Source organism: Eubacteriales bacterium mix99 (genome assembly GCA_038396605.1).
Lineage (GTDB): Bacteria > Bacillota > Clostridia > Caldicoprobacterales > DTU083 > UBA4874.
In genome coordinates, this window is the sequence record CP121690.1 from 1,857,244 (window position 1) to 1,871,827 (window position 14,584).

Sequence of the window (14,584 nt, forward strand, 5' to 3'; positions counted from 1 at the left end):
TCATGTTTTCATATATCTTAACATATCCGGGAAGAAAGATACAGACCGTCTGTTGTGACGGCCTGTACCATTACTTCAGGGCTGCTGTTCAGGCATCTGCTGCATTGATCTCTTTCGCGATCTTTCTCCAGTTGAAATAGCCGTATGTGGAGTTGATCATGTTGATAGCCTTCATGATGATGATCAGCAGAGCCGACTTGTCGCCAGATGCGAATACCATGATCCACATAACGACAGAGAACACATTGACGATGACCCACATCAGCCACTGCTCAGAGTAGCGTTTCATGTAAAGGAAACTTGCAACCACCGCGACAACTGTCGTCAGGGAATCCATGAATGCGAATCCGCCGCCCATTGCCTTCAGGACTGCCGCATATCCGAAGACACCCGCAATCGTAACTGCGGTCATGAGCAGAATGCCCTTCTTTGTCATCGTGCGGAACTTGACTTCACCACCGTCAGCCGTGTTCTTCTTCCAGAGGATGATGGAAGCGATACTGACAGGGATGCTGTATGCGAGGCTGTACATGATCTCACCGTAAAGCGGGATGCCGAAACACTGAATCGCATAGAGGGCACTGTTGATGATCGCAAAATACAGGCCTTCTACCTTGCCCTTTGCGCCGAGCACAAGGTTGAGTGAACTTGTGAGCGTCATGACCAGCATGAAAAGGGATTCCTTGTCAATTACCCATGCTACTGTCTGGAAAATCAGAACAAACGCAAGCCATGTTTTTTCTTTCCAACTCCAACCGTCGAAATAATGTCTGATCTTATTCATGATATTTTCCTCCGACTCTCGGTAATTTTTTCTCTATTTACCGGATTTACAAATCCGGTATGATCTGCAAATTCTTGTCCGTTCATGCTGTAAAGCAGATAATCTGTTTTCGATCAAAATCTTCTTTTGTCATTGTCGGTCCCTGTGTTGCCACGATGGCACCGGCGACACGATTCGCAACAGCAATGGATTCCTCCAGGGATTTACCGAGGGCAAGTCCGCTCATGACTGCGCCTATATGGCTGTCTCCTGCGCCAACCGTATCGACGACCCTGGCCGGTTCAGACGGAATGATTTTTGTCCCGCTTCCGTCGAAATAGGAAGTTCCTTTTGAACCGAGAGTCACGATGACCGGAGCTCCGGTTCTTTCATATAAGATGTGCAGAGCCGTCTCGATATGTTCGTTCTGTGTGAAATCTTTGGCTTCTTTTTCATTGATGTGAAGGATCGGATGCAGGGAGAGAAGTTCATTCATGATTTTCGAGGAAATTGTTGTGATGACTGGTCCCGGTGCAAAGAAGACTCTGGCGCTCGTCTTCGAATCGCGAAGCCAGTCGGCGAGTATCTGTCCGGATGCACCGGCGACCTGATAGCCTGCAAGGTAGATCTGTCCGTATTCACTGAGATCGATCCTGTCCAGCCATTCTTTCTCAAAGTGGCCTTCGGCGCCGACAACGGTGATGAAGGTTCTCTCACCTGTATTCTCGACAAGACTCAGGCAGTACCCGTTGTCCATTGTATCCGTGTGGAGAAGGACCGGATAGCCGTTTTCCTTTAGGCCTTTCTGGATCAGATCTGCATACATTCCGGTTCCGACTGGCACGCAGAGGTCATGGGACGCGCCGATATTTCTCATTGTACTGGCAACATTGAAGGCGCATCCGCCGATGACGGTTTTTGTCTCACGGCATGGGATGTCCTCACCGCTTAGGGGAAGACGGTCAATCATCATCATCTGATCGACAATGGCAGCACCGACAACAAGTGTTTTCATTTTAGGATGTCCCGTCCTTTCATGATAATATCAATATAAGAGTCAAAGTTTACGTCGTTCTGCCTGTTGAGAAGATCACGATACCCGGCCTTGATGGCCTGTGCGCCGGTAAATGCTCCGCAGATCGCCGTTGCCATCGCTCCGATCGTATCTGTGTCGCCTCCCATGTTGGCGCAGAGGAAGGCGGATCGGTTCGGATCCTGTGCATAGTAAGCAACGGTGATAGCTGCAGGAACCGATTCAATGATCGGTACGCCGGTCCCGACAACATCGTAGACCTTCTGGAGAAATTCTTCGTCCTGGCCCGGATACTGATGAGCAAATCCTACGCCGAGCTTAACGCGTTCCGCAAGACGCGGGCTGCAGGTCTCCGCTCCTTTGTCGTAACCGATCGGTTCCACTGCGAGAATATCGTCCAGCACCTTCCCGAAGTCATCGTTGACAATTGCGGATGCGACACCTTCTGCAATCATCGCGGCGCCGGCAATGGTGACATCACTTGTGTGAGTCGCTCTTGTTACACCATAGACATAATCGACGAGTTTTTCCTTTTTGTCCGGGGAGAGCAATGCACCGATTGGTCCGATTCTCATAGCGGATCCATTGGAAAGCGCCTTGTCCGTTGTTCCGGATGCATCACGTCCTTCACGGAAGTCGGCAAGTGCGAGCTTTGTGGTTGGACCAAGAATGTTATTCTCAAAGGCGTTTTCGCGGTCAGCCCACTCAAGCATCCTTTTCGCGATGTCTCTTGCGTCCGGTTCATAATTTGCCGATGCAACAGAGTCAAGAAGGACAAGGGCCTGACCTGTATCATCCGTGAATTGGCCCTTCTCATAGTTGAAAGCCACATCGTTCTCATCCGGGCCGTCAATCAATTCTGTGATCAGGCCACCAAAGAACTTTCTTGCACGTTTCTTTCCCCAAAGCTCGCCAGGCATGCCGAACGCATCACCGAGAGCCTGTCCATAAAGAGCTCCTGCAACCTTGTCCCGAAGTACAGCTGAATCTAGATTACTCATATCTCCTCCTATATAACAAATGATCATTACATATTGTATTGTTTTACTAAATCTATTATAAACTTTGAGCGTTAAAAACACAAGTATAAAATGAAAGTTCCACGAATCGTATAAAAGACAAGAGCCGGAATGATTAAAAATACATAAAGACATGACATAATATTATATACCATATCACGATGTTATATACCATACCATGATATTATATATCATACATCAATGTTATATATCCTTTCATTGTCCTGTTACCTGGACTTCGATGATCCCTGTCAAAGACCCGGGGATAAGGAAATGAAGGACATTATGAATAATCTGTTAATCTTGCAGCCAGGAACTCACGTCTGCTTGCCTTTTTTATATCAATATTCTATAATGATCATGACAAATAAATTTCTTTTCATCAGGAAATCAATAGATCGAAATCATATTGCAGTTTAAGAATGGCGGGGATGAATGGATGTATCGTGTACGAGTCGATAAGGAAACCATAAGGAACCATTTTCATTATGACAAGTGGAAGTATGTGCTGGGAATTGTTCTGACCATTTTCTCCTGGAGTATGCTGGCCACGGTTACAAAACCACAGACACCGCCGGAGAAGAAAGTGGATATCTATCTGGTGGGCGGCTATATGATGGAGGATGCTGCAAAGGAATATGGCGATACCGTATGCATGGATTTTCCGGGCCTTCGTGAAGTGAATCTTTTCAACATTGGGATCGAAGGCGATATGGAATATGCCGGCAGGCAAAAGCTTACGGTGATGCTGGGCAGCCAAAGTGGCGATATTTATGCTTTCCCGAAGGATGAGTTTAAGAATATGGCCAAAGGCGGTGCCTTCCTGCCGCTGGACGATTACACGGATCTGACGGGGCGCTTTACCAAAGAGCAGCTGGCCGGGTACACCTTTTCCACGGAAGATGATAAAACGCCCCGAGTGTATGGGGTTCCGGCTTCGGACATCCAGTCGCTCAGTAAATCCGTTTTCGATACCAAAGATTCTGTTCTGGCTGTTACGGCCTATAGCAAGAACAGCAAAAAGGCAGTAAAAGTTCTGGAATGGATGGAAGACCATAAAACGGAGGAACAATATCAGCAGAGAAGAAAGGAGCTTCTGGAAGAAAAGGAGCAGCAGAAACAGCAAAAGGAGCAGCAGAAGAAAAAGGATCGTTAAATAAAGAAAGGAAAGGAGGGGCTAACATGTCCCATGTATCCGATTCCATTGGAAAATCAATTGAAGAGTCCTTCAGTTTGGGTCTGGGTCTTTTGATGTACTCAAGGGAAAAGATTGAAAATCTGGTGGAAGAATTGGTTGACAAAGGCGATGTGGCAAAGAAGGACGCGAGGCAGCTGGCAGGTAAGTTCATAAAGCAGGGCGAGGAACAGCGGGAAGAGCTGAAAAAAATGATTCAGAAGGAAACCGCAGACGCTTTGGATCACCTGAATGTAGTGCAGAGGAAAGATATCCTCACAAAGGATGAAATCCGGGAGCTGGTAAGGGAAGAGATACAAAAATCCCTGCAGGATCAGGGTGGACTCCCGAAAGAAAATGGCAAATAAAGGGGCAAAAAAAGGAAAGGATAAACTGGAGAATACGCCGGGAATCTGACGGAGCGGGGACGGCAAGGGCCATTTATGGCAGCTTTGTAATGATGGGATGATTGAATGGATGACAGGCAGGTACGCATCAAAAGATACAAGGAGATTATCGCTGTTTTTACAAGGCATGGATTTGGAATGCTGTTTCAGCAAGCCGATTCCCATCCTTTTTTTGTGAAAAAAAGGGGAGTGTCCGATCAGGATGTAGCTTCTGACAATGTCGAAGCGTCTGCCGGATGGTGTTGTGAAGGAATTGAAAAAGCTTCAGGATTCGGTACCGCCGTTTCCGTTTCCGCAGGTCCGGACTTTGATCGAAAGCGAGTTTCACGACAGCCTGGAGCATATCTATCAGGAATTTGATCCGGAGCCAATCGCCGCGGCTTCTGTTTCCCAGGTCCATCGTGCAACGCTTTTTTCCGGAGTGCAGGTCGCCGTGAAAGTGCAAAGGCCGGAAATAGAGGATACCATCGACCTGGATCTGGATATTATGAAAAGCATGGCTCACTTTATTGATCATACCAAATATGGGAAACTCTATGATTTCAACGGCATGGTGGAAGATTTTGAAAGCGCCATAAAGGCAGAACTGAATTTCATGGAGGAAGGAGAAAACGCAGATACCTTTTTGCATCATTTCCAGCGGGATGAGGGCATAACGGTACCGAAGGTAAAGTGGATCTATACCACAAAACGTGTTCTTACCATGGAATATTCGGATGGTCTGAAAATAAGCGATCTGGAGGAATTGGATCGGGCGGGGCTGGACCGAAGGAAAATCGGGGAAAGGATTGCCACGTCCATATGCAATCAAATCCTTCGGGATGGCTTCTTTCATGCGGATCCCCATCCTGGCAACATACAAGTGTTGCCGGACGGGACAGTGGTTTTTCTCGATACCGGGATGGTGGGACGTCTGGATGAGACCCGCAGGGAGATGATCTCCAGATTCTTTGTCGGAGTTACCTCCAAAGACAGCGGAATGGTAGTTCGCTCTCTGGTGGACATGGATGTTACGGTGGACCAAAAGGATATGAAAAACTTCGAAAAGGATGTTGACACGATCGTTGCGAAATACCTGACCATGCCCATGGATAAAATCCGGATCGATGATTTGATCCGGGAAGTCTTTCATACGGTGTATTTGAATCATATCAAAATTCCACATGAATTCACCCTGCTGGCAAAGACGTTGGCGACCCTGCAGGGGGTGCTGGAAAAACTGGCCCCAGATCTCAATGCCATTTCCATTACAGAACCCATCGCCAAAAAGTTGGTTTATCAATCTTTCTCATTGCGAAAGGTGAAGAAGCAGGTTCGGAAGGAAATATGGAGATTCCAGGGGATGCTGCATGAATTCCCGGCTGTGATGCAAAACATTTTGCACAGAATCGGGGAGCAGGATTTTTCAGTTCCAATTGAAATAAAGGGTGGAGATTCGCTTCAGAAGCAACTGAGTCGGATCACGAACCGAATCTCCCTCAGTGTGATTATGCTGGCTCTCAGTATAGTTCTGGCAGGAATTCTGATCAGTTTTGGCCTTATTGCGGGGAACAGCGGCGTAACGATCCCCTTCGCCCTGAATATATTAAAGACAGGATTGATTGTATCCGTCCTGTTTCTTTTAATCATTATCCTGTTTTTAATCCGATCCTACCGGTGATCCCTTATGTTTCACCATGTATCTCATTGTATTTTTTCAAATCCAGTTCCTTTTCACTTTTGGCAATAATTAAGGCAGTTGTTGCCGCTGCGCTTACATTGGTGGCGGTGCGGGCCATGTCCACAATGGAACTGATCGGTGCCAACAATACAATAATCTCAATCGGAAGCCCTGCTGCTGCAAACACGGCAGTTGCGGTAATGGTTGCTGTTCCAGGAACCCCCACGGTTCCTATGCTGACCAGGGTCGTAATCAGAACGAGGAGGACATATTGCAAGGCAGAATATTCCATTTTTAATCCATGGATTGCAAAAACCGCCAGCAAAGTCGGCCAGATACCTGCACACCCGGGCATGCCTATATTTGAACCCAACGGTACAACAAGGGAAGAGATATTTTCAGAGACTCCTGCTTTCCTCAGGCATTTATCCGTTGCAGGAATTGTTCCGATGCTGCTCTGGGTAGTGAAGGCGATTACCTGTGCAGGCCAGATATGTTGAAAGAACCGGATGGGATTTAATTTGGCCATTGTTCCTATCAATATGCCATTTACTCCAAAGGTTTGAAGGAAGCATAACAAATATGCCACAGCCAATACAGGCAGGAGAGGCAATAATTTATCCGGTCCGTTACTGGATACTGCGTTTGCAATCAAAGCCAGTACGGCATAGGGTGTAAATTCAATGATATATGAGATGGCAGTATTGTTTACCTCTGAAACAGAGTCCACGAAGCGCTTAAAGGGTTTTACTCCCTGGGGATCCCTCGTGGACAGCATCACCACTGCTATGCCAATCAACAGAGCAAACAGAATAACCGGTACGACTGTATTCGTTGAAGCCTGTTCAAAAAAATTTCTGGGGAACAAATCAATAATGACCTGTGATACTTTCGGGATTTCCCTCGCTTTATAGTCCGCCGGCAGGGTGATCGCCGCACCTTTTCCGATACCCAGCGGCAAGGAAACAAGCAATGTGATTGTGGATGCAATAAACGTGGTAGAAATAAGCAATCCGATGCTCTTTAATCCAATTGTTTTCAGTTTGCCTACATTCTCCAGGTTGGTGATGCCGGAAATGACACTGAAAAACAAAAGCGGGACGACAAAGGCTGAAATAATGTTGGCATAAATGGTACCGATCGGCTGCACATAATCTGTGTGGCCCTCAAAAACGATGCCCAGTACCAGTCCAAATGCCAGAGCGATAATGGTTCGCAGGCCAAAATCCACTTTTTTCTTGCCTAAATATGCCAGAATACCAAGAAACACGATGGCAGCCAGCAATGCTCCGAGTGCCAAATAATCTGCTTTCATGGGATATCATCCTCCTATTCATATATGTTTGCTATGACTTTATATTATTCTATGTACTTTACTTCACTTTGTCAACCTACAGAACAGTATATTCCATGAAAAGGGGACTGTTCAAGTCCCCGGATACGCTTTTCGGACTTTTGCTAAATCAGGAAGATTGCTGCAATTGTGGTTACTGCCAGACCGATTATAACCGGTTTCATATTCCGTCGAACCAGGTCAAAGGGGCTGACTCCGCAGATCGCCGCTGCCGGGATAACGGACCATGGGATCAGGGTGCCCCCGCCTACCCAGATTGCCGCCACCTGTCCAAGGGCGGTTAAAGTAGCCGATCCGCTGCCGATAGCTGTGGAAAACAGTTTTGCCACAGAGCCGGCCAGACTGATTCCCGAGAATCCGGAACCATCCAGTCCTGTGATGGAGCCTACTATCGTGGAGGTGGCCGCCGCGACTGCTTTGTTCAGCGGAACGGCATTGGCCAGCGCGATACCGAGATCATTTACCAGGCCGCTGGATCCGGCTGGCAATACTTCTCCGAAAATATGAGGGAATGCGGCATCCCCCAGGTAGAAGAAGGCAGCAATAGGGATAACCGGTCCAAAAATCTGAAACCCAAATTTCAGTCCATCAATAAAACAGGAGGTTATTTTCTCCAGACCACTGTTTTTGTGAGAGATCATGGCGATCAGAATCAGGATGAAAAGGGAAGTTCCTCCCACAAGGCCAGTGGCATCTCCTCCCTGCAGCTTGAACAGGAACATGGTCAGGAGGTCCGCCAGATATAATACCGGGATCAAAACGGCGAGAATTTTTCCTGTTGTTCCGGAAAGGATGCGTTTTTTGTCTTCCTTCCCCTCGGAAGCCTTCCTGGTTTCCTCTTCTTTTGCCGGATTGGTTTCCATGGTAAGGGTACCCTTTTTCATATCGCGTTTCAGGAAACAAAAAGCGGTTATGGTGGTTACTGCGCCCATAATGATTACCAGGGGAACACTTGCGGAAAGGACATCGCCTACCGGGATTCCCGCTCCATCCGCTGTCAGCTTTGGAGCTCCCTGAATAATGAAATCACCTGACAAGGCAATGCCATGTCCAAAAAGATTCATCGCCATGGCGGCGCCAATGGCAGGCAATTTCACCTGAAGCGCCACGGGAAGCAGAACAGCGCCCATCAGGGCTACTGCCGGGGAAGGCCAGAAGAACCAGGAGATCACCATCATCAGAATACCGATGATCCAGTAAGCCAGGGAAGGCGATCGAATCAGTTTCGTAAAGGGGCGAACCATCTCTTCATTGATTCCGGTTTCCAGCATGACCTTGCTCATGCCGGTAATTACAGAGATAATCAGAATCGTACTCAGCAATTCCGTTATTGCATAGATGAAACTGCTGAAGATGCCCATAACAGACTGGTGCAGGGATCCTGTTGCCACAAGACCAAGGACGAAAATGCCAGCCACGCATACCAAAGTGGTGTCTCTTCTCATTATCATAACAACGATGATGAGAACAATGAACAGGAGATAAACCCAATGTAAAGAGGCTAATGCCGTATATTCCATATACTTTCTCCTTTCCAGGAATGATAAGAACGATTGTTCAATAGGATATGGTATAAGATATGCCGGTCGGGTGAAGATGGTACGAAAGGTTCCTGTCAATTTTGAATCGGGTCTGTCATCCCGGAACCGGAATGTGTCAATGATCTCCTTCTTTCTGACCCGCTGCCCTGGCGAAAAAAGTGCATTTCTATCTTTATATATGATATTCTGCGAAAAAAGTGGAATAATAGGCTTGAATCCCGAATAGAATTGTGATATAGTATTCCTTGCACTTGATACGAGATACGAGCTTTTGAAGTGGCATCGACATAAAAGTGCAAAATATCTTAAAAAACATGTTGACAAAGCGGAGACGATTTGTTAATATAGGAAAGTCGCCTTGAGGGAGCGGTAAAAGAACGATTAAAGGTTCCCTGCTACAGACAGGGGCGGCAGAAAGACTGGTCCTTGAAAACAGAACAGTACGAAATCCGTGAGTTGGATTCTGAGAAGGAAGCAGGAGAGATTCTGTGGAGAGCAAAGAGAAGACAAACGGAGCGAATTGAAATCGAAGTCAATTCAAGAGGAACAACGCAAAGCGGAAGCAAGCGTTAAGGAAAGAGCCAAGCAAACGAAACCCATGAGGGTTTGAAACTTTAATGGGAGAGTTTGATCCTGGCTCAGGACGAACGCTGGCGGCGTGCCTAACACATGCAAGTCGAGCGGGATTTACCGGCTTAGTTTACTAAGTTGGTAAATTCAGCGGCGGACGGGTGAGTAACGCGTGAGCAATCTGCCTTGTACAGGGGGATAACAGCCGGAAACGGCTGCTAATACCGCATAAGGCCACAGTACCGCATGGTACAGGGGTCAAAGGAGAGATCCGGTATAAGATGAGCTCGCGTTCCATTAGCTGGTTGGTGAGGTAACGGCCCACCAAGGCGACGATGGGTAGCCGGCCTGAGAGGGTGAACGGCCACATTGGGACTGAGACACGGCCCAAACTCCTACGGGAGGCAGCAGTGGGGGATATTGCGCAATGGGGGAAACCCTGACGCAGCAACGCCGCGTGAGTGAAGGAGGCCTTCGGGTCGTAAAACTCTGTGACAGGGGAAGAAGAAAGTGACGGTACCCTGAGAGGAAGCCCCGGCTAACTACGTGCCAGCAGCCGCGGTAATACGTAGGGGGCAAGCGTTGTCCGGAATTACTGGGCGTAAAGGGTGCGTAGGCGGCCAGGCAAGTCCGATGTGAAATACCACGGCTAAACTGTGGGGGTGCATAGGAAACTGTCTGGCTTGAGTGCAGGAGAGGAAAGTGGAATTCCTGGTGTAGCGGTGAAATGCGTAGAGATCAGGAAGAACACCAGTGGCGAAGGCGACTTTCTGGACTGTAACTGACGCTGAGGCACGAAAGCGTGGGGAGCAAACAGGATTAGATACCCTGGTAGTCCACGCCGTAAACGATGGATACTAGGTGTAGGGGGTATCGACCCCCCCTGTGCCGGAGTTAACGCAATAAGTATCCCGCCTGGGGAGTACGGCCGCAAGGTTGAAACTCAAAGGAATTGACGGGGGCCCGCACAAGCAGCGGAGCATGTGGTTTAATTCGAAGCAACGCGAAGAACCTTACCAGGGCTTGACATCCCTCCGACGGGCATAGAGATATGCCGTTTCAGCAATGGACGGAGGAGACAGGTGGTGCATGGTTGTCGTCAGCTCGTGTCGTGAGATGTTGGGTTAAGTCCCGCAACGAGCGCAACCCTTATCAACAGTTACCAGCAAGTAAAGTTGGGGACTCTGAAGAGACTGCCGGGGATAACTCGGAGGAAGGTGGGGATGACGTCAAATCATCATGCCCCTTATGTCCTGGGCTACACACGTGCTACAATGGCCTGAAACAAAGGGAAGCGAAGGCGCAAGCCGGAGCGGAACCCATAAAGCAGGTCTCAGTTCGGATTGTGGGCTGCAACCCGCCCACATGAAGTCGGAGTTGCTAGTAATCGCGAATCAGCATGTCGCGGTGAATGCGTTCCCGGGCCTTGTACACACCGCCCGTCACACCATGGGAGTCGGGGGCACCCGAAGCCGGTGACCGAACCGAAAGGGAGGAGCCGTCGAAGGTGAAACTGATAACTGGGGTGAAGTCGTAACAAGGTAGCCGTATCGGAAGGTGCGGCTGGATCACCTCCTTTCTAGGGAGAAATTCTTAGGTCGAACTTAGCCGGAAGGTTAAGGAAATGATGGAACAACAGGTTCCAAATCCGAAAGAATATTGCTTGGATTTCAATTTTGTACTGTTTTGTTTTGAGGGATCAATCCTCACTGGACGTTTGAAATGAGAGGTTGGAGATAATTCAGCTTCCAATATTAACTTCCAGAAATGTACCTTGAAAACTGCACAATGCAAAGAACGAGAAAGAAAGAAGAGTAGGTAGTAGGCCTGCGGGAGCAGGAAACTACGCTACGATTTCGCAAGGAAAGAACCAAGGTAAGATCAAGCTGGAAAGAGCATAGGGTGAATGCCTTGGCACCAGGAGCCGACGAAGGACGCAGCAATCTGCGAAAAGCCATGGGGAGCCGAAAGCAGGCCGTGAGCCATGGATATCCGAATGGGGAAACCCATCCGGGGTAATGCCCGGATATCCATAACTGAATCAATAGGTTATGGAGGGGAGACCCGGGGAACTGAAACATCTAAGTACCCGGAGGAAGAGAAAGAAACATCGATTTTCCAAGTAGCGGCGAGCGAACGGGAAAGAGCCCAAACCGGGCCGAAGGAGACTTCGGGCCGGGGTAAAGGACCGGAGTAAGATCGGACATCTCCAGCCGAACTGCACTGGAAAGGCAGGCCAAAGCAGGTGAGAGCCCTGTAGGCGAAGGGGATGGAAGATTGTCCGGGATCCGGAGTACCACGGGACACGAGGAATCCTGTGGGAAGGCGGGGGGACCACCCCCCAAGGCTAAATACTTCCTGGTGACCGATAGAGAAGGAGTACCGTGAGGGAAAGGTGAAAAGCACCCCGGGAGGGGAGTGAAAGAGAACCTGAAACCCTATGTTTACAAGCGGTGGGAGCACAAATATGGTGCGACCACGTACTTTTTGTAGAACGGACCGGCGAGTTGTGGCAGGATGCGAGGTTAAGGACCGGGAAGGTCCGGAGCCGGAGGGAAACCAAGTCTGAATAGGGCGAAATAGTATTCTGCTGCAGACCCGAAACCAGGTGACCTATCCATGGCCAGGATGAAGCGGAAGTAAAATTTCGTGGAGGTCCGAATCCACCGTTGTTGAAAAAACGGGGAATGAGCTGTGGATAGGGGTGAAATGCCAATCGAACCTGGAGATAGCTGGTTCTCCTCGAAATAGCTTTAGGGCTAGCCTCGGGAAAGAGACATGGAGGTAGAGCACTGAATGGGCTAGGGGGCCGACAAGCCTATCGAACCCTATCAAACTCCGAATGCCATGGTCTTGATTTCCGGGAGTCAGACTGCGTGAGATAAGTTTCGTGGTCGAAAGGGAAACAGCCCAGATCAACAGCTAAGGTCCCAAAGTACAGGTTAAGTGGTAAAGGATGTGGGATTGCACAGACAACCAGGATGTTGGCTTAGAAGCAGCCATACATTGAAAGAGTGCGTAACAGCTCACTGGTCAAGTGGTCCTGCGCCGAAAATGTCCGGGGCTAAAACCTGTCACCGAAGCTTTGGATTGTCATGGAATTAGTGATAGTTCCATGACAGTGGTAGAGGAGCATTGTATACTGGCAGAAGCCATACCGTAAGGAGTGGTGGACGGTATACAAGAGAGAATGCCGGTATGAGTAGCGAGAGCGAAGTGAGAATCTTCGCCGTCAGAAGCCCAAGGATTCCTGAGGAAGGTTCGTCCCCTCAGGGTAAGTCGGGACCTAAGCCGAGGACGAAAGTCGTAGGCGATGGACAATCGGTTGATATTCCGATACCACCGACATCCGCATGAGAGAAGCAGTGACACAGGAGGATAGACGGAGCAGGTTGTTGGTAGAGCCTGTTCAAGCAGTAAGTCCGGGAAGCGAGTGAAGTACCGTTTCCCAAAGATGAGCTGTGACGGGGACCGAAATTAGAGTAGGGAAGCCGTTGAATCCACACTGGCGAGAAAAGCTGCTATCGAGGATGGAGGTGCCCGTACCGCAAACCGACACAGGTGGGCAGGGAGAGAATCCCATGACGAGCGGGAGAACCCTTGTTAAGGAACTCGGCAAAATGACCCCGTAACTTCGGAAGAAGGGGTGCCTTCGAAAGAAGGCCGCAGAGAAAAGGCCCAAGCGACTGTTTAGCAAAAACACAGGTATCTGCGAACTCGAGAGAGGAAGTATAGGTGCTGACGCCTGCCCAGTGCTGGAAGGTTAAGGGGAAGTGTAAGCGCGAGAGCGCGAAGCACAGAACTGAAGCCCCAGTGAACGGCGGCCGTAACTATAACGGTCCTAAGGTAGCGAAATTCCTTGTCGGGCAAGTTCCGACCCGCACGAAAGGCGTAACGATTTGGGCGCTGTCTCAACAAGGGACCCGGCGAAATTGTAGTACCAGTGAAGATACTGGTTACCCGCGATAGGACGGAAAGACCCCGTAGAGCTTTACTGTAACCTGATATTGGATTTTGGCATGGAATGTACAGGATAGGTGGGAGACTGGGAAGCATGTACGCCAGTATGTGTGGAGTCAATGTTGGGATACCACCCTTTCTGTGCCGGAATTCTAACCTTAAAGCCGTGAACCGGCGAAGGGACATTGTCAGGCGGGCAGTTTGACTGGGGCGGTCGCCTCCGAAAGAGTAACGGAGGCGCCCAAAGGTTCCCTCAGAATGGTTGGAAATCATTCGAAGAGTGTAAAGGCAGAAGGGAGCCTGACTGCGAGAGAGACATCTCGGGCAGGGACGAAAGTCGGGCTTAGTGATCCGGCGGTATCGAGTGGAAGAGCCGTCGCTCAACGGATAAAAGCTACCTCGGGGATAACAGGCTTATCTCCCCCAAGAGTTCACATCGACGGGGAGGTTTGGCACCTCGATGTCGGCTCGTCGCATCCTGGGGCTGAAGTAGGTCCCAAGGGTTGGGCTGTTCGCCCATTAAAGCGGCACGCGAGCTGGGTTCAGAACGTCGTGAGACAGTTCGGTCCCTATCCATCGCGGGCGCAGGAAATTTGAGAGGAGCTGTCCTTAGTACGAGAGGACCGGGATGGACGTACCAATGGTGTATCAGTTGTCGCGCCAGCGGCATGGCTGAGTAGCCAGGTACGGACGGGATAAACGCTGAAGGCATCTAAGCGTGAAGCCCCCCTCAAGATAAGATTTCCCATGCCGAAAGGCAGTAAGACCCCTTGCAGATGACAAGGTTGATAGGTCAGAGGTGGAAGTGCAGTAATGCATGCAGCTGACTGATACTAATCGGTCGAGGGCTTGATCATAAATAGAGCATTGTGCAGTTTTCAGGGTATATCCCTTATCCGGCGGTTACAGCGAAAGGGTCACACCTGTTCCCATCCCGAACACAGCAGTTAAGCCTTTCTGCGCCTATGGTACCTGGAGGGCGACCTCCCGGAAGAGCAGGTCACTGCCGGATCTTTATATATATTCCTCAGTAGCTCAATGGTAGAGCACTCGGCTGTTAACCGAGGGGTTACTGGTTCGAGCCCAGCCTGAGGAGCCACTTT

Annotated in this window: 9 protein-coding genes, 1 tRNA gene and 3 rRNA genes; 8 read left to right on the plus strand and 5 right to left on the minus strand. The window is 49.3% G+C overall.

Translation table 11 applies throughout. The features are described from left to right. Positions 1 to 88: 88 nt before the first annotated feature. The 3 genes from pnuC to QBE55_08205 all read right to left on the minus strand — a co-directional run bounded on the left by pnuC (position 89) and on the right by QBE55_08205 (position 2,797). Positions 89 to 784, minus strand: a complete 696-nt coding sequence (gene pnuC, locus QBE55_08195; GenBank protein WZL77551.1) for a nicotinamide riboside transporter PnuC — start codon at positions 782 to 784, stop codon at positions 89 to 91. Between the two features lie 82 nt (positions 785 to 866). After that, entirely contained in the window at positions 867 to 1,778 is a 912-nt protein-coding gene (locus tag QBE55_08200) for a PfkB family carbohydrate kinase (protein ID WZL77552.1), read from the minus strand. Continuing rightward, positions 1,775 to 2,797: an ADP-ribosylglycohydrolase family protein gene (locus tag QBE55_08205; protein ID WZL77553.1), complete on the minus strand. Its 1,023-nt coding sequence runs from the start codon at positions 2,795 to 2,797 to the stop codon at positions 1,775 to 1,777. Before QBE55_08205 ends, QBE55_08200 begins: the two co-directional genes overlap by 4 nt. Before the next feature lie 457 nt (positions 2,798 to 3,254). Between QBE55_08205 and QBE55_08210 the strand changes: the two genes are divergently transcribed. From QBE55_08210 to QBE55_08220, 3 genes are all read left to right on the plus strand, one after another. Then, complete coding sequence (locus tag QBE55_08210) at positions 3,255 to 3,971, plus strand: extracellular solute-binding protein (GenBank protein WZL77554.1); 717 nt, start codon at positions 3,255 to 3,257, stop codon at positions 3,969 to 3,971. A gap of 26 nt (positions 3,972 to 3,997) precedes the next feature. Then, positions 3,998 to 4,357, plus strand: a complete 360-nt coding sequence (locus QBE55_08215; protein WZL77555.1) for a hypothetical protein — start codon at positions 3,998 to 4,000, stop codon at positions 4,355 to 4,357. 256 nt (positions 4,358 to 4,613) lie between these two features. Next, positions 4,614 to 6,056, plus strand: coding sequence for an AarF/UbiB family protein (locus tag QBE55_08220; protein ID WZL77556.1), 1,443 nt, complete (start codon positions 4,614 to 4,616; stop codon positions 6,054 to 6,056). A 4-nt stretch (positions 6,057 to 6,060) separates the two neighbouring features. Here QBE55_08220 and QBE55_08225 read toward each other — a convergent pair whose 3' ends face one another. Next, complete coding sequence (locus QBE55_08225; GenBank protein WZL77557.1) at positions 6,061 to 7,371, minus strand: dicarboxylate/amino acid:cation symporter; 1,311 nt, start codon at positions 7,369 to 7,371, stop codon at positions 6,061 to 6,063. Positions 7,372 to 7,514: 143 nt separating this feature from the next. Continuing rightward, positions 7,515 to 8,930, minus strand: coding sequence for a hypothetical protein (locus QBE55_08230; GenBank protein WZL77558.1), 1,416 nt, complete (start codon positions 8,928 to 8,930; stop codon positions 7,515 to 7,517). Between the two features lie 447 nt (positions 8,931 to 9,377). On the opposite strand from QBE55_08230, the gene QBE55_08235 reads away from it, so the two are divergent. The 5 genes from QBE55_08235 (at position 9,378) to QBE55_08255 (ending at position 14,580) form a co-directional block, all read left to right on the plus strand. Then, on the plus strand, positions 9,378 to 9,524 hold the full coding sequence (locus QBE55_08235) for a hypothetical protein (GenBank protein ID WZL77559.1): 147 nt from the start codon (positions 9,378 to 9,380) through the stop codon (positions 9,522 to 9,524). Positions 9,525 to 9,566: 42 nt separating this feature from the next. After that, positions 9,567 to 11,100, plus strand: a 16S ribosomal RNA gene (locus QBE55_08240). A 300-nt stretch (positions 11,101 to 11,400) separates the two neighbouring features. After that, positions 11,401 to 14,338 (plus strand): 23S ribosomal RNA (locus QBE55_08245). 38 nt (positions 14,339 to 14,376) lie between these two features. Next, a 5S ribosomal RNA gene (gene rrf / locus QBE55_08250) occupies positions 14,377 to 14,493 on the plus strand. The 16S, 23S and 5S rRNA genes sit together here with 1 tRNA gene alongside, the layout of an rRNA operon. Before the next feature lie 12 nt (positions 14,494 to 14,505). Continuing rightward, positions 14,506 to 14,580: transfer RNA gene (locus QBE55_08255), tRNA-Asn, on the plus strand. Positions 14,581 to 14,584: the final 4 nt, after the last annotated feature.

Coding starts and splice junctions, on each gene's coding strand:
- pnuC (WZL77551.1), bottom strand. CDS start 784: ATGAATAAGATCAGACATTATTTCGACGGTTGGAGTTGGAAAGAAAAA.
- QBE55_08200 (WZL77552.1), bottom strand. CDS start 1,778: ATGAAAACACTTGTTGTCGGTGCTGCCATTGTCGATCAGATGATGATG.
- QBE55_08205 (WZL77553.1), bottom strand. CDS start 2,797: ATGAGTAATCTAGATTCAGCTGTACTTCGGGACAAGGTTGCAGGAGCT.
- QBE55_08210 (WZL77554.1), top strand. CDS start 3,255: ATGTATCGTGTACGAGTCGATAAGGAAACCATAAGGAACCATTTTCAT.
- QBE55_08215 (WZL77555.1), top strand. CDS start 3,998: ATGTCCCATGTATCCGATTCCATTGGAAAATCAATTGAAGAGTCCTTC.
- QBE55_08220 (WZL77556.1), top strand. CDS start 4,614: ATGTCGAAGCGTCTGCCGGATGGTGTTGTGAAGGAATTGAAAAAGCTT.
- QBE55_08225 (WZL77557.1), bottom strand. CDS start 7,371: ATGAAAGCAGATTATTTGGCACTCGGAGCATTGCTGGCTGCCATCGTG.
- QBE55_08230 (WZL77558.1), bottom strand. CDS start 8,930: ATGGAATATACGGCATTAGCCTCTTTACATTGGGTTTATCTCCTGTTC.